23 protein-coding genes are annotated in these 22,794 nt (G+C 63.8%); 13 read left to right on the top strand and 10 right to left on the bottom strand.

The window, feature by feature from the left end:
• Positions 1-2: 2 nt before the first annotated feature.
• The 5 genes from ACZM22_RS02070 to ACZM22_RS02050 all read right to left on the bottom strand — a co-directional run bounded on the left by ACZM22_RS02070 (position 3) and on the right by ACZM22_RS02050 (position 5,737).
• Positions 3-950 (bottom strand): DUF1385 domain-containing protein, encoded by a 948-nt coding sequence (locus tag ACZM22_RS02070; RefSeq protein ID WP_489542950.1) that lies wholly within the window; start codon positions 948-950, stop codon positions 3-5.
• Positions 951-1,021: 71 nt separating this feature from the next.
• On the bottom strand, positions 1,022-2,464 hold the full coding sequence (locus ACZM22_RS02065) for a sensor histidine kinase (protein WP_489542949.1): 1,443 nt from the start codon (positions 2,462-2,464) through the stop codon (positions 1,022-1,024).
• A gap of 164 nt (positions 2,465-2,628) precedes the next feature.
• The gene (locus ACZM22_RS02060; protein WP_483267843.1) at positions 2,629-3,312 is read right to left on the bottom strand and encodes a response regulator transcription factor; all 684 of its coding nucleotides are present in this window, start codon (positions 3,310-3,312) and stop codon (positions 2,629-2,631) included.
• Between the two features lie 19 nt (positions 3,313-3,331).
• Positions 3,332-4,648, bottom strand: coding sequence for a hypothetical protein (locus tag ACZM22_RS02055; RefSeq protein ID WP_489542948.1), 1,317 nt, complete (start codon positions 4,646-4,648; stop codon positions 3,332-3,334).
• 150 nt (positions 4,649-4,798) lie between these two features.
• Positions 4,799-5,737, bottom strand: a complete 939-nt coding sequence (locus ACZM22_RS02050) for an Ig-like domain-containing protein (RefSeq protein WP_489542947.1) — start codon at positions 5,735-5,737, stop codon at positions 4,799-4,801.
• 172 nt (positions 5,738-5,909) lie between these two features.
• Here ACZM22_RS02050 and udk point away from each other — a divergent pair, with 172 nt between their 5' ends.
• The 5 genes from udk to rsmI all read left to right on the top strand — a co-directional run bounded on the left by udk (position 5,910) and on the right by rsmI (position 9,206).
• Complete coding sequence (udk, locus tag ACZM22_RS02045) at positions 5,910-6,515, top strand: uridine kinase (RefSeq protein ID WP_489542946.1); 606 nt, start codon at positions 5,910-5,912, stop codon at positions 6,513-6,515.
• A gap of 1 nt (position 6,516) precedes the next feature.
• Complete coding sequence (locus ACZM22_RS02040; protein ID WP_489542945.1) at positions 6,517-7,272, top strand: YdcF family protein; 756 nt, start codon at positions 6,517-6,519, stop codon at positions 7,270-7,272.
• Positions 7,273-7,369: 97 nt separating this feature from the next.
• Complete coding sequence (gene fdxA, locus ACZM22_RS02035; protein WP_482680911.1) at positions 7,370-7,543, top strand: 4Fe-4S ferredoxin; 174 nt, start codon at positions 7,370-7,372, stop codon at positions 7,541-7,543.
• 108 nt (positions 7,544-7,651) lie between these two features.
• Positions 7,652-8,374 (top strand): tRNA1(Val) (adenine(37)-N6)-methyltransferase, encoded by a 723-nt coding sequence (locus ACZM22_RS02030; protein WP_489542944.1) that lies wholly within the window; start codon positions 7,652-7,654, stop codon positions 8,372-8,374.
• Between the two features lie 4 nt (positions 8,375-8,378).
• The gene (gene rsmI / locus ACZM22_RS02025) at positions 8,379-9,206 is read left to right on the top strand and encodes a 16S rRNA (cytidine(1402)-2'-O)-methyltransferase (protein ID WP_483267838.1); all 828 of its coding nucleotides are present in this window, start codon (positions 8,379-8,381) and stop codon (positions 9,204-9,206) included.
• 130 nt (positions 9,207-9,336) lie between these two features.
• Here rsmI and ACZM22_RS02020 read toward each other — a convergent pair whose 3' ends face one another.
• The gene (locus ACZM22_RS02020) at positions 9,337-9,582 is read right to left on the bottom strand and encodes an AbrB/MazE/SpoVT family DNA-binding domain-containing protein (protein WP_483267837.1); all 246 of its coding nucleotides are present in this window, start codon (positions 9,580-9,582) and stop codon (positions 9,337-9,339) included.
• Positions 9,583-9,781: 199 nt separating this feature from the next.
• Here ACZM22_RS02020 and ACZM22_RS02015 point away from each other — a divergent pair, with 199 nt between their 5' ends.
• Positions 9,782-10,360: a spore maturation protein A gene (locus ACZM22_RS02015; RefSeq protein ID WP_484437221.1), complete on the top strand. Its 579-nt coding sequence runs from the start codon at positions 9,782-9,784 to the stop codon at positions 10,358-10,360.
• Positions 10,357-10,884, top strand: coding sequence for a spore maturation protein (locus ACZM22_RS02010; RefSeq protein ID WP_484437222.1), 528 nt, complete (start codon positions 10,357-10,359; stop codon positions 10,882-10,884). Before ACZM22_RS02015 ends, ACZM22_RS02010 begins: the two co-directional genes overlap by 4 nt.
• Positions 10,885-10,923: 39 nt before the next feature.
• Here ACZM22_RS02010 and argS read toward each other — a convergent pair whose 3' ends face one another.
• Genes argS through murI form a run of 3 tightly spaced genes read right to left on the bottom strand, consistent with a single transcriptional unit; the run spans position 10,924 to position 13,933 of the window.
• The gene (gene argS, locus ACZM22_RS02005; protein ID WP_489542943.1) at positions 10,924-12,666 is read right to left on the bottom strand and encodes an arginine--tRNA ligase; all 1,743 of its coding nucleotides are present in this window, start codon (positions 12,664-12,666) and stop codon (positions 10,924-10,926) included.
• Positions 12,663-13,109: a YwiB family protein gene (locus ACZM22_RS02000; RefSeq protein ID WP_489542942.1), complete on the bottom strand. Its 447-nt coding sequence runs from the start codon at positions 13,107-13,109 to the stop codon at positions 12,663-12,665. Before ACZM22_RS02000 ends, argS begins: the two co-directional genes overlap by 4 nt.
• Positions 13,110-13,117: 8 nt before the next feature.
• Complete coding sequence (murI, locus tag ACZM22_RS01995; RefSeq protein ID WP_489542941.1) at positions 13,118-13,933, bottom strand: glutamate racemase; 816 nt, start codon at positions 13,931-13,933, stop codon at positions 13,118-13,120.
• A gap of 178 nt (positions 13,934-14,111) precedes the next feature.
• Here murI and ACZM22_RS01990 point away from each other — a divergent pair, with 178 nt between their 5' ends.
• Entirely contained in the window at positions 14,112-14,525 is a 414-nt protein-coding gene (locus tag ACZM22_RS01990; RefSeq protein ID WP_482680923.1) for a hypothetical protein, read from the top strand.
• A gap of 44 nt (positions 14,526-14,569) precedes the next feature.
• Here ACZM22_RS01990 and ACZM22_RS01985 read toward each other — a convergent pair whose 3' ends face one another.
• Positions 14,570-15,943, bottom strand: a complete 1,374-nt coding sequence (locus ACZM22_RS01985) for an NAD(P)/FAD-dependent oxidoreductase (protein ID WP_489542940.1) — start codon at positions 15,941-15,943, stop codon at positions 14,570-14,572.
• A gap of 188 nt (positions 15,944-16,131) precedes the next feature.
• Between ACZM22_RS01985 and thyA the strand changes: the two genes are divergently transcribed.
• The 5 genes from thyA to ACZM22_RS01960 all read left to right on the top strand — a co-directional run bounded on the left by thyA (position 16,132) and on the right by ACZM22_RS01960 (position 22,700).
• Complete coding sequence (gene thyA / locus ACZM22_RS01980; protein WP_483267829.1) at positions 16,132-16,962, top strand: thymidylate synthase; 831 nt, start codon at positions 16,132-16,134, stop codon at positions 16,960-16,962.
• Between the two features lie 12 nt (positions 16,963-16,974).
• Positions 16,975-17,550 (top strand): dihydrofolate reductase, encoded by a 576-nt coding sequence (locus tag ACZM22_RS01975; RefSeq protein WP_489542939.1) that lies wholly within the window; start codon positions 16,975-16,977, stop codon positions 17,548-17,550.
• A gap of 4 nt (positions 17,551-17,554) precedes the next feature.
• A complete protein-coding gene (recG, locus tag ACZM22_RS01970) occupies positions 17,555-19,609 on the top strand; it encodes an ATP-dependent DNA helicase RecG (protein WP_489542938.1) in 2,055 nt (684 codons plus the stop codon).
• Positions 19,610-19,899: 290 nt separating this feature from the next.
• Positions 19,900-21,741, top strand: a complete 1,842-nt coding sequence (uvrC, locus tag ACZM22_RS01965) for an excinuclease ABC subunit UvrC (RefSeq protein ID WP_489542937.1) — start codon at positions 19,900-19,902, stop codon at positions 21,739-21,741.
• Positions 21,738-22,700, top strand: a complete 963-nt coding sequence (locus tag ACZM22_RS01960; RefSeq protein WP_489542936.1) for a pyruvate kinase — start codon at positions 21,738-21,740, stop codon at positions 22,698-22,700. The genes uvrC and ACZM22_RS01960 overlap by 4 nt, the downstream gene beginning before the upstream one ends.
• Positions 22,701-22,794: the final 94 nt, after the last annotated feature.

Below are 22,794 nucleotides of genomic sequence, written 5' to 3'. Positions count from 1 at the left end.
TTTTACCACTGATCCTTGCCTTTTTCGGCAGGGATCACCAGCTTCATGGCCTCGATGGCTACCTCGATCATGGAGTCGTCGGGCTCGTTGGTGGTGAAGTTCTGCATCCACATGCCCGGGGCGGACAGAATGCGGGTCACGGCGTTGTCATGGGCCCCCACGAAGCGGTTGAACTCGTAGGTCACGCCCACTACGGGAATCAGCAGCAGCAGCTTGACGCCGATGCGGACCCAGATGTTCTGCCAGTTGATGTAGGGGAACACCAGACTGGACACCAGAATGGACACTATGATCACCACAAACAGAAAGCTGGTGCCGCAGCGGGGATGGTGCTTGGGCTGGGGACGGACGTTCTCCACCGTCAGGGGCAGGCCCGCCTCATAGCAGAAAATGGTCTTATGCTCCGCGCCGTGGTAGCAGAACACGCGGTGAACGTCCTTCTGCTTGGAGCAGAGGATCAGATAGCCCAGGAAGATGGCCACCTTCACCACGCCCTCGATGATGTTGTGGACCGCAGCGCTCTTAGCGTGAAACAGTCCGGCGATGAACGTGGGCAGCAGCATGAACAGCACCAATGTCAGGGCCAGGCTCAAAATCACGGAGAACGCCACCACCAGGGATTGCAGCTTCTCTGCGGGGATGTGCTTTTCCAGCCACTGGTCGAATTTGCCGGGCTGGGCATCCTCCTCATCAGGGAAATAGTCCGCCGAAAACATCAGCGCCTTGACGCCGGTGATCATGGAGCTGATGAACGTCACGGCGCCGCGGAGGATAGGCACGCCCAGAATGGGGTACTTGCTCCTGATGAACTTCCGCTCTGTGACCTTGGTGACCAGTCCCTCCGGAGAGCGGACCACGATGGCGTCCTTCTCCGGTCCGCGCATGAGGATACCTTCGATCAGCGCCTGCCCGCCGATAGTGGTGCGGAACGCGCCCTGTTTCTTTTCCATATGCCTGAATGATCCTTTCTGAAAGCAAGCATATCACAGCTTGCCGAAAAATGCAACAGTTGTTCGATTATTTACAGTTCTTTTTCTGTCTCCCGCTTCAGCGGCAGTCGGATAGTCACCACAGCGCCGCCTCCGGCGGCATTGGCGATGTCAAACTGGCCGCCGTGGAGGTGGACGATCTCATCGCAGACCGCCAGGCCGATGCCGCTGCCGCGGGCGCGGGAGGAGCCCTTGTAGAATTTCTGCTTCACGTAGGGCAGCTCCGCCTCGGGGATGCCGGGGCCGAAGTCGCGGATGGAGATGATATACTCCCCCTCCTGCTGGGTGAGGTGGACCACGATGCGCTTGCCGGAGCCGCCGTGCTTGGCGGCGTTGTCCAGCACGTTGCAGAACACCTGCTTCAGCCGCTCAGGGTCGCCGGTGATAGGCTCGTCGTACAGAGCCTTGTCGCTGCCGTACTCCAGGGAGATGCCGTCCTGGCGGAACAGCTCGCGGTAGGTGTAGACCGCGTCCTCCAGCTCTGCCTGTATGTCGGTGTCCTCTACCTGCAGGGTGAAGCGGCCATCGGTCATCTTGGAGAAGTCCAGCAGCTCCTCCACCATATTGGTCAGGCGGCGGGACTCCTTGAGGATGATCTGCACGCCGCGGCGCAGCTGCTGCACGTCGCCGGACTCGTCCTCCAGCAGCGTCTCACCCCAGCCATTGATGGCCGTCAGGGGCGTTCGCAGCTCGTGGGACACGGAGGAGATGAACTCCGACTCCATCTTCTCGCTCTGGCTGATCTTCAGGGACATGTCGTTGATGTTGTCCACCAGCACACCCATCTCATCGGTGTATTTGTTGGGGATCTGGATGCCGTAGCTGCCGGCGGAGATGCGCTTGGCCGTCTCCGACACGGCGGAGACAGGGGCCACCACGTTGTTGATGAAGATGGAGCTGGACAGGAAAATCAGGCAGATCACCGCGGTCATGACGCCGCAGACTACCAGCACCGTCAGAAACACCTGACGGTCCAGGTTCCCGATGGCGGTGACATAGCGCATGACGCCCACCACCTGCCCGTTGAACTTCAGCAGGCTGGAGGCGGCGATGATCCGCTCGCCGGTGGTCTCATCGCGGCCCACGTAATCCTGCACCGTGCCGCTCTCCACGGCGCGGGCCACCTCCGGTGTGCTGGGATAGGTGCCCGCCGTCAGGCCGCGGGTGGTGACCTCCACGCGGCCTGAGCTGTTGAGAAATTGCAGCTCGATGTGGTCTCTGTCGTCAAAGGTGGCGGCGTACAGTGTGGCGCTGCGGTAATACTCCTTGTAGCCGATCATGACATAGGTATTGAAGTAGTCGGCGCCGGCGGCCGCCTTGGCCCGCAGGGTGGAGCGGGCGCTGTTGTAGTAGTTGCTGGCGAAGCCCACAGAGATGAGGGCGCCCACCAGCAGCAATATGGCGGCCACGGGGCCGATGCTTCCGGCCAGCCAGCGGCGGCGCAGGCCCTGTACCCGCGGCAGCTTGGGGGACATGTTCCTCAGCTCCTTTCGTGGTAAAGTCAAAATAAGCGGCGCGGCCGATCCTCATCAGGACACTGACAGCAAAAGATTTTTTGTCAGGACGCGGCGCGGCGGCACAGCCGTACTTTGTGTACGGCACGCCGCCGCAACAAAGTACTGGCGAAAAAGATTTGCTGTCAGAAGCCCCACTTGTAGCCGTAGCCCCAGATCGTGGTAATGTACGTTGGATTCGTGGCGTTGTCCTCGATCTTGAGACGGAGGCGGCGGATGTTGACATCCACGATCTTCAGCTCGCCAAAGTAGTCGTGGCCCCAGACCATATCCAGGATCTCCTCGCGGGAGAGGGCCTTGCCGGGGTTCTCCATAAACATCTTCATGATGGAGTACTCCACCTGGGTGAGCTTAATGCGCTGGCCGTTCTTCTCCAGGGTGCGGTTGCGGGTGTTCAGCAGGAAGGGCGGCTGGTCGATCTCACCGGCATCCACGGCGGCGCCGCCGGAGCGGCGCATCAGGGCATCCACGCGGGCGGTAAGCTCGGCGGGTGAGAAGGGTTTGGTGACATAGTCGTCGGCGCCGGTCATAAGGCCGGTGACCTTATCCATCTCCTGGGAGCGGGCGGTGAGCATGATGATGCCGATGGTCGCATTGGTGGCGCGGATGCGGCGGCAGACCTCGAAGCCATCGATGCCGGGGAGCATGATGTCCAGAAGGGCCACGCGGACATCGGCGTGCTCCTTCAGCTTCTCCAGCGCCTCCTCGCCGGTCTCCGCCTCAATCACCTCGTAGCCGGCGCGGCGGAGATTGATGACGATAAAGCTGCGGATGCTGGATTCGTCCTCCAGGACCAGTACTTTTTTCATAGTGCGCTCCTTTCTGACGTCAGGAATTGTTCCAGGTACCCTGGATGAGACTGAAGCTGCGGCGCAGCAGGTCCTCATCCATGCCGTAATAGGGGGCGATCTCAAAGACCTCGCCGGCGTAGACTGTGGTAGTCTGTCGGCGGAGAACCAGCCGGCGGCCCATGCGGCTGCGGGAATCACGGTTCTCACCGGTGATGGTGTAGATGGACAGCACGGAGTCGCCGTTGATGCGGAGGGTCATCTGGTTCTCGTTGGAGATGGCGGTGACAAGAGCGTCCACGCCCCAGTTCCACCAGCTCAGAGGGATGGTGAAGTACCATCCGGCGGAGAGACAGTGGTAGGTCTTGGCGGACTGCTCAAAACGGCCGTCGGACTTCCAGCTCATCCAGGCCACGAAGCCGTCGGTCTGCTCGGCGGCGCTGTCGGCGTCGGGGCAGGGCAGCTCGATGATGCCGTCGCCGTCGATGTCCTGGGGGGAGAGCTGGCGGTAGGGGTAGACGGCGGCGGACACGCCGCTGTTTTTATCCAGCGCCACGTTGACAAGGCCCGCTTCCTGACGGTAGATAAGGATGTCGGTGACGGCCATGCTTGTGATATCCACGCCGGTGATGAACACGGCGGGGGTATCCTTATCCACCATACCGGTGACGACGCTGCCGCGGTTCAGGGCGGCCATGGAGGTGGACAGGCGGCAGCGGTAGGACACGCCCATCTGTTCCTCCTGCCAGCCGTAAAACTCCGCCACGGGACCCAGCTCGCCGTCGCTGCGGAGCACCAGCAGGCTGGGTACGCCGTCGCCGTTGAGGTCCTGGACGCTGAACTGGGTGTAGCCGCTGGACATCAGGGCTACCGGCTCCGACTCCACGGTGTAGGCGGCCAGAGTCTGAACATCGGCGCTGATGCGCCAGCCCACGATGATCTCGCGGCATCCGTCGCCGTTGAGGTCCTGATAATAGACGCTGTCCACGGCGGAGCCGCTGCTCTCAATGGTGCAGAAACAACGGTAGGTGTCGCCCTCCAGCCGGAACACCATGATCTTCAGGGGCTTTTCATCGCTGCTGCGGCGCAGGAACACCAGCGCCTCCTGGATGCCGTCATCCTCCAGATCCACCATCTGGACAGACTGGATGTTCCGGCCGCCGGAGGGCGAGGCGTACTCGTAGCCCTGGTCGATGAGGCTGTCGATCTGCTGGGACAGGCCGGTATACTCCTCTGCCATACGGGGCAGGGTGAACAGCTGCTCCACGGAGGAGTCGAAGAAGGTGCAGCCGGACAGCACGGCGGCCAGCGCCAGTCCTGCCAGCAGCAGGATACACTTTTTCGCGGTATGCTTCACAGCGGTCCCTCCGTTCGCCTATAATTGCATCCTATATCATACCACAGGGCGCGGCGTTTTGGTAGTGCTTTTTTGCGTTTTCCTGCGGAAAACGCAAAGTACGGACCGCCTTTCAGCGGTCCGTACAGAAATGGTGGGGGATGTGCCGCGTCAGCGGATGCGGATGATGGCCTTCACCGTGCCGCCGCCCACGGTGCCCACAATGGTGGCGTAGCGGCCGCTGCTGGTGCCGGTGACGGTGACCTTGGCGCCCTCCAGCTTGCAGACGCCGTTGCTGTCGCCGTCCATGGCCCAGGTCACGGAAGCGTCGGTGCCCTTGAGCCCCAGGGTCCAGACCTCGCCGGCCTTGGCGCTCATCTCGAATACGCCGGTCTCGCTGGTGGAGGCCAGATCGCCCTCGTAGCCGCCCTCAGACGTGGCGGTGATGGTCAGCTTGCTGATATCCACCGTGGCGGTAGTATTGCCGGTGGTGCTTCCGGTGGTGCTGCCAGTGGTGCTGCCGGTAGTGCTTCCGGTAGTGCTTCCGGTGGTGTCGCTGCCCTCGGCGGCCTTGACGGTGACGCTGCACGTGGCCTCGGCGCTGCCCACCTTGGCGGTGATAACAGCGCTGCCCGCGGCCACAGCCGTGACCTCGCCGGTATCGCTGACGGTGACGACGGCGGGATCGCTGCTGCTCCAGGCGCAGGTCTCCGTGGTCTCCTCATTGACCTTCAGCGTCTCCTTGCCGCCCACATCCAGCGCCAGCACCGCGCGGTTCAGGGTAATGGTATCGGCGGGCTTCACAGGGTCGGGATCCGGTGTGGGGGTAGGCTCGGGGATCACGTCCTCCACAGGCGGCTTCTGGCCGCCGATGGCGGTTTTGATCTGGTCGTCGAACAGCAGCCATACCACCAGCAGCACCAGCAGGATCAGCACCAGCACCACCACGGGGCCCAGGATGCTGGGCGCCTTGCGGCGGGGGGTCTCCGCTCTGCGGCGGCGCTTGGTGGCACGGCCGCCGTAATAAGCATCGTCTTCTTCGCAGAACGGGCAGGTCTTATAGCTATCGGAGAACATCTCTCCGCATTTCTTGCACTTGATGAGACTCATGTGGATACCTCCGAGAAAAAATCTATTTTACATAATACCCATTTCACCCCCTCACGTCAACCGTCTATCGCCGAAATTCATTCTTTTTTTACATGATGCGCCCTGTGCCGCTTGCTTTTCTCCGTCACATTTCCTATAATGGCGGCAGAGATCACTTGGGAGGACCCGTGACATGAACACCATTTTCATCGGCATCGCAGGCGGCACCGTCAGCGGCAAGACCACGCTGACGGAGCATCTGGCCGCCCGCTTCGGCAGTGACATCAGTGTGGTACACCACGACAACTACTACAAGCGGCAGGACCGCCCCTTTGAGGAGCGCTGCCAGCAGAACTACGATCACCCGGACGCCTATCTGATGATCGCGGACCTGAAGGCGCTGAAGCGGGGCGAGACCATCCACTGCCCCGTGTACGACTACGCCATCCACAACCGTACCGCGGAGACGGTGGAGGTGAAGCCCACCAAGGTGGTGATCGTGGAGGGCATCCTCATCTTCCAGAACAAGGAGCTGCGGGACCTGCTGGACATCAAAATTTTCGTGGAAACGGACGCCGACGTCCGCATCCTGCGCCGCGCCCTGCGGGACGTGGAGGAGCGGGGCCGGTCGCTGGAGTCGGTGGTGAACCAGTATCTCACCACGGTGAAGCCCATGCACGAGCAGTTCGTGGAGCCCACCCGCAAGTTCGCGGACATCATCGTGCTGGAGGGCGGCCACAATCTGGTGGCGCTGGACATGATCATGCAGCGCATCGCCAACCACATCGCGGAGAGCTGACATGAAACGCGCCCTTTTCCGTATCGCCGCCGTACTGTGCATCGCGCTGGCGGCGTTCTTCCTGATGCCGGTCTTTGGCGGCATCCTGCACTTCGGCATGATCTGGCCGGCGGCGGTACTGCTGTCGGCAGCGGCGGTGCTGCTGCGGCCGGACTTCTTCCGCCGCCTGCTGCGGCCCCGATGGCTGCGGCGGGCCGTGAGCCTGCTGGCGGCGGTGTGCGCCGCGGCGGTGCTGGTGACGCTGGGTATGATGGCCGGGGCGGCAGAGAATCGTCCGCCGGAGGACATGCCCTGCACCGTCATCGTGCTGGGCTGTCAGGTGCTGGAGGACGGGCGGCCCAGTCTGATGCTGCAAAAGCGCATCGACGCGGCCTACGGCTATCTCTCCGCCCACCCCGATGCGGCCTGCGTCGCCTCCGGAGGGCTGGACGACAGCGAGACGGTGACGGAAGCCCAGTGCATCCGCAGCACGCTGGTATCCATGGGCATCGACGAAGGCCGCATCTATCTGGAGGACCGGTCCCGCTCCACCGAGGAGAATCTGTCCTTCTCCGCCGCCATCATACGGGAGCAGGGCCTGCCGCAGCAGGCGGTCATCGCCTCCGACAACTTCCACCAGCTGCGCGCCGCCATCTGGGCAGAGCGGGACGGGCTGACGCCCTACGCCGCAGGCTGCGCCAGCCCCTGGTTCCTCACTGCGGGCTACTGGGCGCGGGAGGCGGCGGCGCTGCTCTGCATGGCGGTCACCGGCATGTAGAGCCATTGTTGCCAGATTTTAAACCTTTGGAAAATGTCCTTGCATTTTTCAATTTTCATGATAGAATAGGCTTACAAATCTTTATGGAGGTGCTACTATGGCTTATCAGATCGGTTCCGCTTGCGTCAGCTGCGGTGCTTGCGCGGACGCATGTCCCGTGGGTGCTATCTCTCAGGGCGATGATCGTTACGTCATCGACGCCGGTGCCTGCCTGGACTGCGGTTCTTGCAGCGATACCTGCCCCAATGGCGCTATCAGCCCCGCTGAGTAATTTACATACGAGCGGTAAAGTGACCGGCCTTCTGGCCGGTCACTTTTTTGTTGCGGACGGCGGCTGTTTATATTACAATAGGGGCAGTTTATGGCAGGAGGACATTGTATGGAGCGATGGGACACCCTGTGGGACGGCGGCTGGACGTTCTGCTTTGACGACGGCGCATTCAAGCCCTCCACAGACTCCTTCCTGCTGGGCAGCTTTCCGCCGCTGCGGCGGGGCTGGCGGGTCTGCGATCTGGGCTCCGGCACGGGGCTGCTGGGTCTGCTGCTTCTGGCGCGGGAGCCGTCCCTCACCGTCACGGGACTGGAGCTGTCCCCCGCCGCCTGCGCCCTGGCGCACCGCACCGCCGCAGCCAACGGCCTGACGGACCGGCTGATCACGCTGCCCTGCGACCTGCGGGACCGCAGACAACTGCCGTCGGCGGGACACTTCGATCTGGCGGTGTCCAACCCGCCCTACTTCCCTGCCGGAGGCGGGAAAACAGCGGCCGGCAGCCGCGGCATTCACCGTGCCGAGCTGGCATGCACCATGGAGCAGCTGTGTGCGGCGGCAGCGTACCTGCTGCGCAGCGGCGGGCAGTTCTGTCTTGTGTACCGCACGGAGCGGCTGGCGGAGCTGATGGAGACGCTGCGGCGGCACCGGCTGGAGCCGAAGGTACTGCGGTTCGTCCAGAAAAACGCCGCATCCGCGCCATCGCTGCTGCTGATGGCCTGCCGCAAGGACGGAGGCACCGGCCTGACGGTGCAGCCGCCCCTGCTGCTGCAAAACGACGATGGCACGGAGACGCCGGAGCTGCGGCGCATCTATTTTAAGGAGAAGGGATAACACTATGGCTGGTATGTTATATCTGGTGGCCACGCCCATCGGCAATCTGGGAGACTTTTCCCCCCGTGCCGTGGAGACGCTGGCCCGGGCGGATTTCATCGCCGCCGAGGACACCCGCGTGTCCGTAAAGCTGCTGAACCACTTCGACATCAGGAAGCCGCTGGTCAGCTACCACGAGCATAACCGCGCCGCCGCAGGGCAGGCCATTCTGGCCCGCCTGCTGGAGGGTGAGACCTGCGCACTGGTGACGGATGCGGGCACCCCCGCCATCAGCGACCCCGGCCAGGATCTGGTGGCCCTGTGCGCCGCTAACGGCGTGACGGTACAGGCCATCCCCGGCTGCTGCGCCGCCATCGCGGCCCTGGCTGTGTCGGGGCTGGACACGGGGCGGTTCACCTTCGAGGGCTTCCTGCCCTCCGGCAAAAAGGAGCGCCGCGCCGCGCTGGAGGAACTGACCGGCGAGGTACGGACCATGGTGTTCCACGAGGCGCCCCACCGGCTGCGGTCCGCGCTGGCGGACATGGCGGAGGTTCTGGGCGACCGCCCCGTGGCTCTGTGCCGCGAGTTGACGAAGCTCCATGAGGAGACGGTGCGTACCACGCTGGCTCAGGCCGCCGCCTACTACGCCGCCAATGAGCCTCGCGGCGAGTACGTGCTGGTGGTGGCGGGACGGCCCCGTCAGTATCTGCCCCAGCTGACGCTGGAGGAAGGCGTGGAGCGGGTGCTGCGCCTGCGGGAGGGCGGCATGAAGATGAAGGACGCCGTGCGGCAGGTGGCCGATGATACGGGCCTGAGCCGCAACGAACTGTACAACGCGGCGCTGCAGCGCTGAGCCTCCCCGAAAAAATGCAGAAATACCTGCGAAGCTTACGGCTTCGCAGGTATTTTTATATGTTTTTGCGTCATTTCATTTGTTTCAGCAGTAGAAAAGCGCCGGTATGGTCTCCGGCGCTTTTCGGCTGTCAGTTGTCCCCGCGAAGCTCCCTCAAACACTTCGCGCAGACATTTTTTCCGCGGAACACCGACACGTCCTTGACACCGTCACAGAAGATGCAGCTGGGCCGATATTTCTTGAGAATGACCGATGATCCCTCAACATATATCTCCAGCGCGTCCCTCTCCGTGATGTCCAGCGTCCGGCGCAGCTCGATGGGAAGTACGATCCTTCCCAGCTCGTCCACACGTCTGACGATCCCCGTCGCTTTCACTTGTGGTATCCCCCCTATTCAGTTGTCCCAAATATGCGGTTGACAGGCGGTTTCAGTATGACATATTTTGCAAATTCTGTCAACTGCTCTTCACCAAAAGCCCTGTCGTTTCCACAAATATTGCGCTGTGGCGGCGCATATTCTCCCTGCACAAGGAAAAATACGCCCCGCAGCGGGCGCGGGAGAGGAGGCACATCTCATGGCGATGGGTCTGGTGTGGACGCTGATGGTGACGGCGGCGCTGGTGTGCGGCGCGGTGCAGGGAATGCTGCCCGCTGTGACAGCGGCGGCCATGAAGGGTGCGTCCGCCGCCGTGGAGCTGACACTGTCCATGGCAGGGGCGCTGTGCCTGTGGTCGGGGGTCATGACGGTGATGGAGCGGGGCGGCCTGACGCGGGGGCTGGCCCGCCTGTTCCGCCCTCTGCTGCGTCGCATCCTCCCCCGCGCCAGCCGGGATGCCGACACGCTGGCGGCGGTATCCGCCAACGTATCCGCCAATCTGCTGGGACTGGGCAACGCCGCCACGCCGCTGGGTATCCGCGCCGCACAACGGATGGCAGCAGGCTGCGGCGGCACCGCCAGCGACGAGCTGTGCCGTCTGGTGGTGCTGAACACCGCGTCCATCCAACTGCTGCCCACCACCGTGGCCGCCGTCCGCAGTGCCCAGGGCTGCGCCGCGCCGCTGGACATCCTGCCGGCGGTCTGGCTGTCCTCGGCGCTGTCCGTCACGGCAGGGCTGCTGGCCGCCCGCCTTTTGCAGCGGGTCTGGAGGGCATGACCGTGGATATCGCCTCCCTCCTGATCCCTCTGCTGCTGACGGCGGCGGCCCTGTGGGCCCTGGGTCGTCGGGTAGACGTGTACGACGCTCTCACCGCCGGTGCATCGGAGGGACTGACGGTGCTGCTGCGCATCGTGCCGTCCCTCATCGCGCTTTTAACGGCGGTGTATATGTTCCGTGCCTCCGGTGCGCTGGACCTGCTGACGGAGCTGCTGGCGCCGGTGCTGGAGAAGCTGGGCATCCCGCCGGAGACGGCGGCGCTGCTGCTCATCCGGCCGGTGTCCGGCTCCGGCGCGCTGGCGGTGGGCAGCGAGCTGATGGCCGCCCACGGGCCGGACAGCTACATTGGCCGGTGCGCGGCGGTGATGCTGGGCTGTACGGAGACCACATTCTACACCATCGCCGTGTATTTCGGCGCGGCGGGCATCCGCCGCACCCGCTACACCATACCGGCGGCGCTGACCGCTGATCTGGCGGGCTTCATGGCGGCGGCGTGGAGTGTGCGTCTGTTCTTCGGAGCATAGAAAAAGCGCACCCCGCGGGGTGCGCTTTTCGCGGCTTTTTTACATCTTCTCCGGTGCGGAGCAGCCAATAAGGGTCATGCCGTTTTTCAGCACGGCCCGGGCGGTATCCGCCAGCTTCAGGCGGGCCAGCAGCACGTTCTTCTCCTCGCCCTTGATGCGGCAGGCGTTGTAGAACTTGTGGAACGCGGCGGCCAGCTCGGACAGATAGCGATTGATAAAGCTGGGGTCGTAGTCCCGGGCAGCCAGACGCACCACCACCGGGTACTGGGCCAGCTGCTTGATGAGCGCCTTCTCCTCGTCGGCGGTAAGCAGTGCCAGATCGGCCTGCGCCGCGGCGGGCACGTCGAAGCCCTCCGCCGCCAGCGCCTTCAGCAGGGTGCAGATGCGGGCATAGGCGTACTGCACGTAGTACACGGGGTTCTCGCTGTCCTCCCGCACGGCCAGGCCCAGGTCGAACTCCATCTGAGTGTCGGGCTTGGCGTTGAAGAACCAGCGGCAGGCATCCACAGGGATCTCGTCCAGCAGATCGGTAAGGCTGATGGCTTTGCCGGTGCGCTTGGACATACGCACTACCTCGCCGTCCCGCACCAGCTTCACCAGCTGCATCAGCACGATGTCCAGCCGGTGCTCACCGTCCAGCCCCAGCGCGTCCATGGCGCCCTTCAGACGGGCCACATGGCCGTGGTGGTCGGCGCCCCAGATGTTCACCACCTTGTCAAAGCCGCGGACGGCAAATTTGTTCCGGTGGTAGGCGATATCGGCGGCAAAATAGGTGTAGAAGCCGTTGGCGCGGCGGAGCACATCGTCCTTCAAGGCCAGCTTTTCGATGTCCTCGTCGGACTTGCCGACGGCGCGGAGCTTCTCCGCCAGGATCTCGGAGGTCTTGAGCCACAGGGCGCCGTCCTTCTCGTACGTCCAGCCCCGGTCGGTCAGCAGCTGCACGGAGTCGGCCACGTAGCCGCTCTCGTGAAGGCTGGACTCGAAGAACCACTGGTCGTACTGGATGCCGTAGCGGGCCAGATCGGTCTTCATCTTGGGGATGTTGCGGCTCAGGCCGAACTGGGCCAGCGCGTCGTGGCGTACCTGCTCCTCGCAGTTCAGGTACTTATCGCCTTCCTGCTCGTAGAACGCCTGGGCCAGCTCGCGGATATCGTCGCCGTGGTAGCCGTCCTCCGGGAATTCCACCGCGTCCTCGCCTTGGATGATCTGGAGATAGCGCGCCTCCAGACTCTTGGCGAACTTCTCGATCTGGTTGCCGGCGTCGTTGACGTAAAATTCGCGGGTCACATCGGCGCCGGACTTCTGCAGCACACTGGCCAGCGTGTCGCCCAGCACGCCGCCGCGGGCGTTGCCCATGTGCATGGGGCCGGTGGGGTTGGCGGACACGAACTCCACCATGTACTTCTTCCCCGCCAGCATATCGTTCTCACCATAATGCTCGCCGACGGACTCGATGCCGGAAACAGTGTCGGCATACCACTTGCCGCCCAGACGGAAGTTCAGGAAGCCGGGGCCCGCCAGCTCCACGGAGGTGAAATAGCTGCCCTCCAGTGCCATGTTGTCAATGAGGGTCTGGGCCACCTGACGGGGGTTCATCTTCATGGCCTTGGCCGCGGCCAGGCAAAACGTGGTGGTATAGTCGCCGTTGGCGGTGTCCTTGGGGATCTCCACCGCCGGGGTCACGGTAATGCCGGACGGTAAAACACCGGCGGCCGCCGCCTTCTCGTAGGCGGAAACGGTCAGCTGCAGCACCTGATCCTTGGCGCTCTGTATCATGTTCATGTTCTGTTCTCCTCTTTCGTTAAAGTCAGCTCCACCCGCAGCACCGACAGGGGCTGCGTGCCGATGAGCAGTGTATACGCCAGTGTAATAAAGCCGTGGCCCTGTCGGGACAGCTGCCACGCCACCTTCTGAGTGACGACATTCAGCGTCAGGCTGCCGCCGTCGCCGCCGTCGATGCGGGTGGCTGTGGGCGTCTTGGGGTCCAGCAGCAGGCCGTAGCCCCCGCCGTCCGCCTCGTTGATGACCACCGCGCGGTGGGTGGCCGTCTCCAGCTTCACATCGGAGACGATGGCACTGCCGTCGGCCTCGTTGGCCGCCTCATACCGCAGGTGCCACCCCTCCGGCAGCTTTTCCAGCGTGCCCGTGCCGCGGAAGATCAGCTGATCCTCCTGCCCGCCGAAGCGGCTGGTACTCCGGACCGTGATCTGTACATGCTCTGCCATGGCTCACCTCAATATTTCTCGATATCCACAGGCCGCACCGCCCCCTGCAGGGGCTGGCCCAGGAACATGCCCGCCAGCGCGCCGAAATCCTCCGGCCGGTCACTGGCGTACAGCGTCATCTCGCCGCCGCGCCGGTCTGCCAGCAGCTCCCGCTCCGTTAGCTGCCGCTTCAGGCTGCGGGCCGCCTCGGCGCCGGAGTCCACCAGCGTCACATCCGGCCCCATGATGCCGCCGATGACCTCCGCCAGCAGCGGATAGTGGGTGCAGCCCATGATGAGGGTGTCGATGCCGGTATCCCGCAGCGGTTCCAGATACTCCCGCGCCACCGTTTCAATGACGGTATCGCCCGGCTGGAACCGGCCGTTCTCCACCAACGGCACAAACAGGGGGCACGCCTTACTGATCACGGTGATATCCCCGTCCAGTCCGGCGATGGTGCGCTCATAGGCGCCGGAGCGCACGGAGGCGGCAGTGGCGATGAGCCCCACCCGCTTGTTCCGCGTGGACGCCGCGGCGCGGCGGCAGGACGGCTCCACCACACCCAGCATGGGCAGGTCGCCGTTCTCCGCCTGTAATTGGGGCAGCGCCGTGGTGGATACGGTGCCGCAGGCCACCACCAGCGCCTTGATGTCGAAGGTCCGCAGGAAGCGGACATCCTGCTTTGCAAAGTGCAGCAGGATTTCCGCCGAGCGGCTGCCATAGGGCACACGGGACGTGTCTCCGAAGTATATAATGTTCTCAGAGGGGAGGATGCTGCGGATCTCCCGCACGGCGGTGAGCCCGCCGCTGCCGGAGTCGAACACCCCGATCGGACGCAGATCCATAGAAACGCTCCTTCTCGCAGTTTTCAACTTTATACTGTAACCAATATATTCTACTATGAACCGCCGCCCGACACAAGCTAAATTTTGGCGGACCTTCCCACTTTTTCTATGGCATTCCGCGAAATGCCGTGTTATAATCAGGGAAACAAAGTGCTGACCGCGAAACGGAGGTGGCCTGATGGAACTGAAAATGACGGAGAAGCAGTTCCGGCGTCTGCTGGATCTGGTGTATATCGGCAACTGGGTGCTGAACTCCACCCGCGGTGATGACCGCATCAAGGAGTATGACCAGGTGGAGAGCCTGGTGTTTGCCCACTGTCTGGACCACGGCATGGCCCCGCTGACGGAGCTGTACCAGGGGGAGCTGATCCCCTCCCGTGCCTTTGCCGACGGCGGCATCCACGAGGCTATCATGGCCTACGAGGACACCACGTTCTTTGAGATACTGGCGCAGGAGCTGGCCCTGCGGGACATGGACGATCCCCCCATCACGCCGGAGAACTACGATGAGGTGATGGCGCGGATGGAGACGTATCTGGGAGAGTTCGAGCAGCACGGCACCGACAACATCACCGTGGATATGGACGAGTAAACGCGCGGAAGCGCTCCGGCAGTGCCGGAGCGCTTCTTTTTTTGTTACGCCTGCTCCGCCAGATAGCGGGCCACATAGACGCCGCTGGCGCTGGCATGGGACAGGGAGTGGGTGACGCCGCTGCCGTCGCCGATGACGAACAGGCCCTTGTGGGGCGTCTCCAGATTCTGGTCCAGCGCCACCTCCATGTTGTAGAACTTCACCTCCACGCCGTAGAGCAAGGTGTCGTCGCTGGCGGTGCCGGGGGCGATCTTGTCCAGCGCGTAGATCATCTCGATGATGCCGTCCAGGATACGCTTGGGCATCACCAGACTCAGATCGCCGGGGGTAGCCGCCAGCGTGGGGGTCATGAAGCCCTTTTCGATGCGCTTGGGGGTGGTGCGCTGGCCGCGGATCAGGTCGCCGAACCGCTGCACCATCACGCCGCCGCCCAGCATGTTGGAAAGGCGGGCGATGCTCTCGCCGTAGCCGTTGCTGTCGCGGAACGGCTCGGTAAAGTGCTTGGACACCAGCAGGGCGAAGTTGGTGTTCTCCGTATGCAGGGTGGGGTCCTCATAGCTGTGGCCGTTGACGGTGACAATGCCGTTGGTGTTCTCGTTCACCACCGCGCCCCGGGGGTTCATGCAGAACGTGCGCACCTTGTCCTGATACTTCTCGGTCTTATACACGATCTTGCTCTCGTACAGCTCGTCGGTGATGGGGGCGAACACCTCGGCAGGGAGCTCCACCCGGACGCCGATGTCCACGCGATTGGACTTGGTGGGGATATCCAGCGCCTCGCACACGGACTCCATCCACTTGCTGCCGCTGCGTCCCACGGAGATGATGCACTTGCTGCCGCAGAACGTGCCCTTATCTGTCTCCGCCTGATAGCTGCCGTCGTCCAGAATGGTCAGTGCCTTCACCGGCGTCAGGAAGTGGAAGTCGATATGCTCCTTCAGCTGGGCGTACAGGTTCTCCAGTACCTTGTAGTTGATATCCGTGCCCAGATGCCGCACGGAGGCGTCCAGCAGGTGGAGGTTGTTTTGCAGGCACAGACGCTTGAAGCCGCTGTCCGCCGTGGAGTACAGCTTGGTGCCGGCGCCGCCGCAGGCCACGTTGATCTCGTCCACGTAGCGCATGAGCTCCATGGCCTTCTGCTTGCCGATGTACTCATACAGTGTGCCGCCGAACTCGTTGGTCAGGTTATACTTGCCGTCGGAGAAGGCGCCGGCGCCGCCGAAGCCGTTCATGATGGCACAGGTCTTGCAGTGGATGCAGGACTTGACCTTATCACCGTCGATGGGACAGTGCCGCTTCTCCAGCGGGTTGCCCGCCTCCAGCACCGCCACCTTCCACTCGGGCTTACGCTGCATCAGCTCATAGGCGGAGAAGATGCCGCCGGGGCCCGCGCCGATAATCAGAACATCATATTTCATAATAGAAGAAACCCTCCTTCGTTTGGTATCATGTCACGTGGTAAACCATTGTACAGTATACCCGAAGCGGCGGCGGGACACAATTCTTTTTTCCTTATCTCTCCTATTATCCATCATATTTGCATTTTCAACTTTTCAATTCCGGCTGAATCTGGTACAATGGAAAAAAACTCTCAGGGGGTACAGCCATGAGCCGTGCAGACCAGATCTTCAAGCAGAATTGCCGCGACATCCTGCAAAACGGGGTGTGGGACACTGACCAGCAGGTACGTCCCCACTGGGATGACGGCACGCCTGCCCACACCGTGAAAAAGTTCGGTATCGTCAACCGCTACGACCTGCGTCAGGAGTTTCCCATCCTGACGCTGCGCCGCACCTACTTCAAGACCTGCATCGACGAGCTGCTGTGGATCTGGCAGCAGAAGTCCAACAATATCCACGACCTGCGTGGCCACATCTGGGACAGCTGGGCCGATGAGACCGGCTCCATCGGCAAGGCCTACGGCTATCAGCTGGCAGTAAAGCACCAGTACCCCGAGGGCGAGATGGATCAGGTAGACCGCGTGCTGTACGACCTGAAGCACAACCCCGCCAGCCGCCGCATCCTCACCAACATCTACAACTTTCAGGACCTCCACGAGATGGCCCTGTACCCCTGCGCTTACTCCATGACGTTCAACGTCTCCGGACATACCCTCAACGCCATCCTGAACCAGCGCAGCCAGGACATGCTGGCCGCCAACAACTGGAACGTGGTGCAGTACAGCGTGCTGGTCCACATGATGGCGCAGGTGTCCGGTCTGGAGGCTGGCGAGCTGGTCCACGTCATCGCCGACGCCCATATCTACGACCGCCACGTGCCCATCATCGAAAAGCTGCTGGAAAAGGACGAGCGTCCCGCTCCGCAGCTCGTGATGGACAAGTCCGTCACTGATTTCTACCGGTTCACACGGGACAGCTTCTCGCTGGAGGGCTACGATCCCCAGCCCTTTGACGACAAGATCCCCGTGGCCATTTAAGGAGGAGCGCCCATGTACGCCATTGCAGCCGTAGACCAGAACTGGGGCATCGGGCGGGACAACGCCCTGCTGTTCCATATCCCCGCCGACATGAAGCGCTTCCGCGCCCTGACGGAGGGCAAGACCGTCCTCATGGGCCGCAAGACCCTGCAATCCCTGCCCAATGGCAGGGGGCTGCCCCACCGCCGCAACATTGTCCTCACCGGCGACCGGGACTTTGCCGCGGAAAATGCGGAGATCGTCCACTTTCCCGTGGAGGCGGTGTTTCAGGCCGGAGAGGACGCATGGATCATCGGCGGTGAGAGCATCTACCGCCGGTTTCTGCCCCTGTGCGACCGCGTGTACCTTACCAAAATTTTCGCCGACGGTCACGCCGACGTTTTCTTCCCCGATCTGGACAGCGATCCCCACTGGCAGGTGGACACCGAGAGCGAGATCATGGAGGACAACGGCCTGCGCTACCAGTTCGTGGAGTACGTCCCCGCCGCGCCGGAGGAGGACGATCTTCTTCTATCAGAGGAGGAAGCCCCCCAGGAGCCGCCCCAGTTTGCGCCGCCTGCCGACTTCTCCGTGTTCAGTGGGTTTTAACGCCATGGCACATCCGGACACCGACATCCGCTATATCAAGGGCATTGGCGAGACCCGCGCCAATGCCCTGAACAAGCTGGGCATCCGCACACTGGAGGATCTGCTGTCCTACTTCCCCCGGCGCTGGGAGGACCGGACGCTGGAGCGCCCCATACGGGAGCTGGCCGTGGGCGAATACGCCTGTGTGCGGGCCATGCTGGCGGGTGACCCCACTGCCAGCCGCATCTCCGGCGGCCGCACACTGGTGAAGGTGCGTGCCGTGGACGACAGCGGCGCGCTGGATGTGGCCTTCTTCAATCAGGACTACCGCCGCACCAGTCTCCACAAGGGCGAGACCTATATCTTCTACGGTAAGGTGGAGGGCGACCTGCTGCGCCGCCGCATGACCAATCCGGTGGTGGAGCCGGAGGGTCGGCAGCTGCTGACGGGCCGCATCATGCCCATCTATCCCCTGGCCGCCGGTGTCAGCCAGACCCTGCTGGCCAAGGCCATGCGGCAGGGGCTGGACGCCTGCCGCGACCTGCTGCCGGACGTACTGCCGGATGAGGTGCGCCGCACCTACCACCTGTGCTACACCGGCTATGCCTATGAGAACATCCACTTCCCCGACTCGCCGGAGGCGCTGGACATCGCCCGCCGCCGTCTGGTGTTCGAGGAGCTTTTCGTGCTGGCCTGCGGCCTGCAGCTGCTGCGCTCCCGCCGGGAGACAGGCCGCGGCCCCGCCTGCAAAAATCTGAGCCTTACGCCCTTTTACGACGCCCTGCCCTTCGCCCTCACCGGCGCCCAGCGCCGCGCCGTGGAGCAGGCCGTCTCCGACATGACCTCCGGCCGCGTCATGAACCGCCTGTGTCAGGGCGACGTGGGCAGCGGCAAGACCATGGTGGCCGCGGCCTGCGTCTGGTTCGCCGCCCGGAACGGCTGGCAGTCGGCACTGATGGCTCCCACGGAGATCCTGGCCCGCCAGCACTACGAGAATCTGGCCCCCCTGTTCGCCCGCTTCGGGCTGCACTGTGCCCTGCTCACCGGCTCTACCCGCGTCAGGGAGCGCCGTGCCATTCTGGCAGGGCTGGCCGACGGTACCGTTGACCTGTGCATCGGTACCCATGCCCTGCTGACGGAGGACGTGCAGTACGCCCGTCTGGGACTGGTCATCACCGACGAGCAGCACCGCTTCGGCGTGGACCAGCGGGCCGCCCTGTCCAAAAAGGCGGACTCGCCCCACATGCTGGTGCTGTCCGCCACCCCCATCCCCCGCACGCTGGCCCTCATCATCTACGGCGATCTGGACGTGTCCATCATTGATGAACTGCCCCCGGGCCGCCAGAAGGTGGACACCTTCGCCGTGGGGGAGTCCTACCGTCAGCGGCTCAACGGCTTCATCCGCAAGCAGGTGGCCGAGGGCCATCAGGTATTCATCGTCTGCCCGCTGGTGGCGGAGGACGACCAGCTCCCCGATGAGCGGAAGGCGGTGACCGCCTATGCCCAAAAATTGCAGAACGAGGTGTTTCCTGACCTGCGTATCTCTGTGCTCCACGGACGCATGAAATCCAGGGAAAAGGAGTCCGTCATGGCCGCCTTCGCCGCAGGGGAAAGCGATATTCTGGTATCCACCACTGTCGTGGAGGTAGGCGTGGATGTGCCCAACGCCAATCTGATGGTGGTGGAGAACGCCGAACGCTTCGGCCTCAGCCAGCTCCACCAGCTGCGGGGCCGCGTAGGCCGCGGCAGCGCCAAGAGCTGGTGCATCCTGCTGTCCGACAGCGGCAGCGACGACACCCGCCGCCGTCTCAAAGTGCTGACGGAGACCAACGACGGCTTCCGCATCTCCGAGGAGGACCTGAAGCTCCGCGGCCCCGGCGACTTTTTCGGCCAGCGGCAGCACGGGCTGCCCACCCTGAAGGCTGCGGATCTCAGCTGCGACGTGCAGCTGCTGGACGAAGCCCAGTCCGCGGCCCGCGCCCTGCTGACGCAGGACCCCCAGCTGGCCGCACCGGCCCACGCTCCGCTGCTGCGCCGCATCCGGCGGCTGTTTGCCGCCAGTGAAGGCGGCCTCAACTGAATCGGCATAAAAAACGGGCGGAGCGCCTTTCGGCGCTCCGCCCATTTGAAAGTCGGGCAAAAGGGGGGTGCCCGACAGGGGGAAGAGCAATATCATCTGCATAGCGATCTTACGCGTGGCCACTATGCTGAGAGCATATGTATTCTACTGCACGGCTCATCCGTTGTCAATGTTTTTCTGCCGGTATTTTCTTGTATTTTCCACGGTTTTCCAGTCGCCGCTCCCTCTTGCCTGCCCTGCTGCGGCGTGCTATACTGAGGGAAAAACGCGCCGGAAAAGGAGGTGCCGCCATGACGAAGGATGAGCTGCGGGCCAAGGCCAATGAGCTGCCGCTGCTGCCCGGCGTCTATCTGATGATGGACAAAACGGGGCAGGTCATCTACGTGGGCAAGGCCATAAAACTGAAAAATCGGGTGAGCCAGTACTTTCAGGACACCGCCTCCCACAACGACAAGACCCGCCGCATGGTGTCCCAGGTGGACCGGTTCGACACCATCATCGTCCGCACCGAGTTTGAGGCTCTCATTCTGGAGAACTCCCTCATCAAGCGGCACATGCCCCGCTACAACATTCTGCTGAAGGACGACAAGGGCTACCCCTTCGTCCGGTTGGACGAAAAGGCCGACTACCCCCGCTTCACGCTGGTGACACGGCCTGCGGAGGACGGCGCCCGCTACTTCGGTCCCTTCGGCGGCCGCAGCGAGACGCGGCAGGCCATCGACGCGGTGTGCGCCGCCCTGCGCCTGCCTACCTGCTCCCGCCGGTTCCCGCGGGACATCGGCAAGGAGCGTCCCTGCCTCAACCACCACATCGGCCGGTGCGACGGCTTCTGCCGTCCTGACGGCCCCGATGCCGCCGAGTACCGTCGCCGCATCGCCCAGGCGGTGCGGCTGTTCGAGGGGCGGCTGCGGCAGGTGACGGCGGAGCTCACCGCACAGATGACCGCCGCCGCCGAAGCTCTGGACTTCGAGCAGGCCGCCGCCCTGCGTGACCGCATCCGCGCCCTGTCGGTGCTGTCCAAGAATCAGAAGGTCATCGCCGGCATCTGCGCCGACACCGATGTCTGGGGCGTATACACCGGCCCGGCCCGTGCCGGCTGCGCCGTGCTGCACATCGAAAACGGCGACCTGCTGGGCCGCCGCGTGGAGGTGCTGCCCGCCGCCGAGGACGATGCCGCCCTGCTGGGTGCCGTGGTGCCCCAGTACTATCTGGACCGCGAACTGCTGCCCCGTGAGATCCTGCTGCCTTTGCCGGTGGAGGATATGGACACCCTGTCCGCCCTGCTGACGGAGCGCTGCGGCCACACCGTCACCCTCCGCGTCCCACAGCGGGGCCAGCGGCGGGAGCTGCTGGACATCGCCTGCCGCAACGCCAAAGAAGAGGTGGAGCGCGTCACCTCCGACGCCGAGCGCACCGCCGGTATCCTCCGGCTTTTACAGGAGCTGGCCGGCCTGCCGGTGCTGCCCCGCCGCATGGAGAGCTACGACATCTCCCACACCGGCGGCGCCGATCAGGTGGCCAGCATGGTGGTATTCGTGGATGGACGGCCCCTGAAGCGGGACTACCGCCGCTTTCAGATCCAGAGCTGCGGCGGTCCCGATGACTACGGCGCCATGGCGGAGGTACTGGAGCGCCGGTTCCGCCGGTATCTGGACGGCGACGAAAAATTCTCCCCCCTCCCCGACCTGCTGCTCATCGACGGAGGCGTCCAGCACGCTCGGGTGGCCGAGGAGGTGGCGGCCAAGCTGCACCTCTCCGTGCCGGTTCTGGGCATGGTGAAGGACGACCGTCACCGCACCCGCGCGCTGGTAACGGCGCAGGGCATGGAGATCGGCATCCAGACGCCCCCCGCCCTGTTCGCCCTGATCGGTCGGGTGCAGGAGGAGGTCCACCGCTTCGCCATCGCCTACCACCACCAGAAGCACGCCAAAAACGCCTACCGCTCCCAGCTGGACGGCATCGCCGGCGTGGGCGAGGCCCGCAAGAGGCTGCTTTTGCAGCGGTTCGGCACCGTCAAGGCCATTCGCGCCGCAGAGCTCCTCCAGCTGGAGGAGGTGCTGCCCAAGCCCGCCGCCCGCGCCGTCTACGACCACTTCCATCCGGAAAATATGCCAAAGGAGAACACCCCATGAGATATTACGCCACACTGGGCCCCACCTGCTGCGAAGCGTCCGCGCTGGCCGCACTGCTGCGCCGCGGCGTCTCCGGCTTCCGGCTCAACGTGTCCCACACGATGCTGGCCGCCCGCCGCGACTGGATCGACGCCCTCCACGATGCGGAGCGCTCCACCGGTCTGTCCGCCCAGCTGATGATCGACCTCCGCGGGCCGGAGGTGCGCATCGGCGCTCTCCCCTCCCCGCTGACGCTGACGGTGGGCGAGGCCGTGACGCTGGGCGCGGATATCCCTGTGGAAAAAGATGTGCTGGCGGCGCTGGTGCCCGGCATGACCGTCCTGCTGGACGATGGAACTATGGCCCTGACCGTGCTGGACGGCGGGCGGTGCCGCGTCACCCGCGGCGGCGTCCTCACCGGCCACAAGAGCCTGACGCCGGAGGGCACGGAGCTGCACCGCCCCGCCCTGTGTGAGGCAGACCTCGCGGATCTGGCCCAGGCCGCGGCGCTGGGCGTCAGCGCCGTCATGCAGCCCTTCGTCCGCAGCGCCGATGACCTCCGCACTGTGCGGCAGGCCATGGCGGAGAACGGCCTTGCCCACGCGGAGCTGTTCGCCAAGGTGGAGGATCAGACGGGGCTGGACGCCCTTCCGGACTGGATGGACCTTTGCGACGTGGTCACCATCGCCCGGGGCGATCTGGGCAGCAGCCTTCCTCTGGAGCAGCTGCCCGCCGCCCAGAAGCACATCGCCGCCCTGTGCCGCAGCCGCCGCAAGCCGTTTCTGGTGGTGACTCAACTGCTTCACAGCATGATCGACCATCCCACCCCCACCCGCGCCGAGGTGCTGGACATCTACAACGCCGTACTGGACGGTGCGGACTGCCTGATGCTCACCGGCGAGACGGCCCAGGGCCGCTATCCGCTGGCGGCATTGGACTGGCTGATGCGCGTGGCCCAGGAGGCGCAGCGCGCCCGCTGACTTGAACTGAAAACACGCAAAGACCGCACCGGCCTCCTGCCGGTGCGGTCTTTGTTCTATCCCTCCCAATGGCTCGGTATCAAAATTTGCCGGG

This window comes from Vescimonas sp. (genome assembly GCF_057856985.1).
The sequence above is the reverse complement of the archived record's forward strand: the minus strand, read 5'-3'. Positions and strand labels throughout refer to the sequence as shown.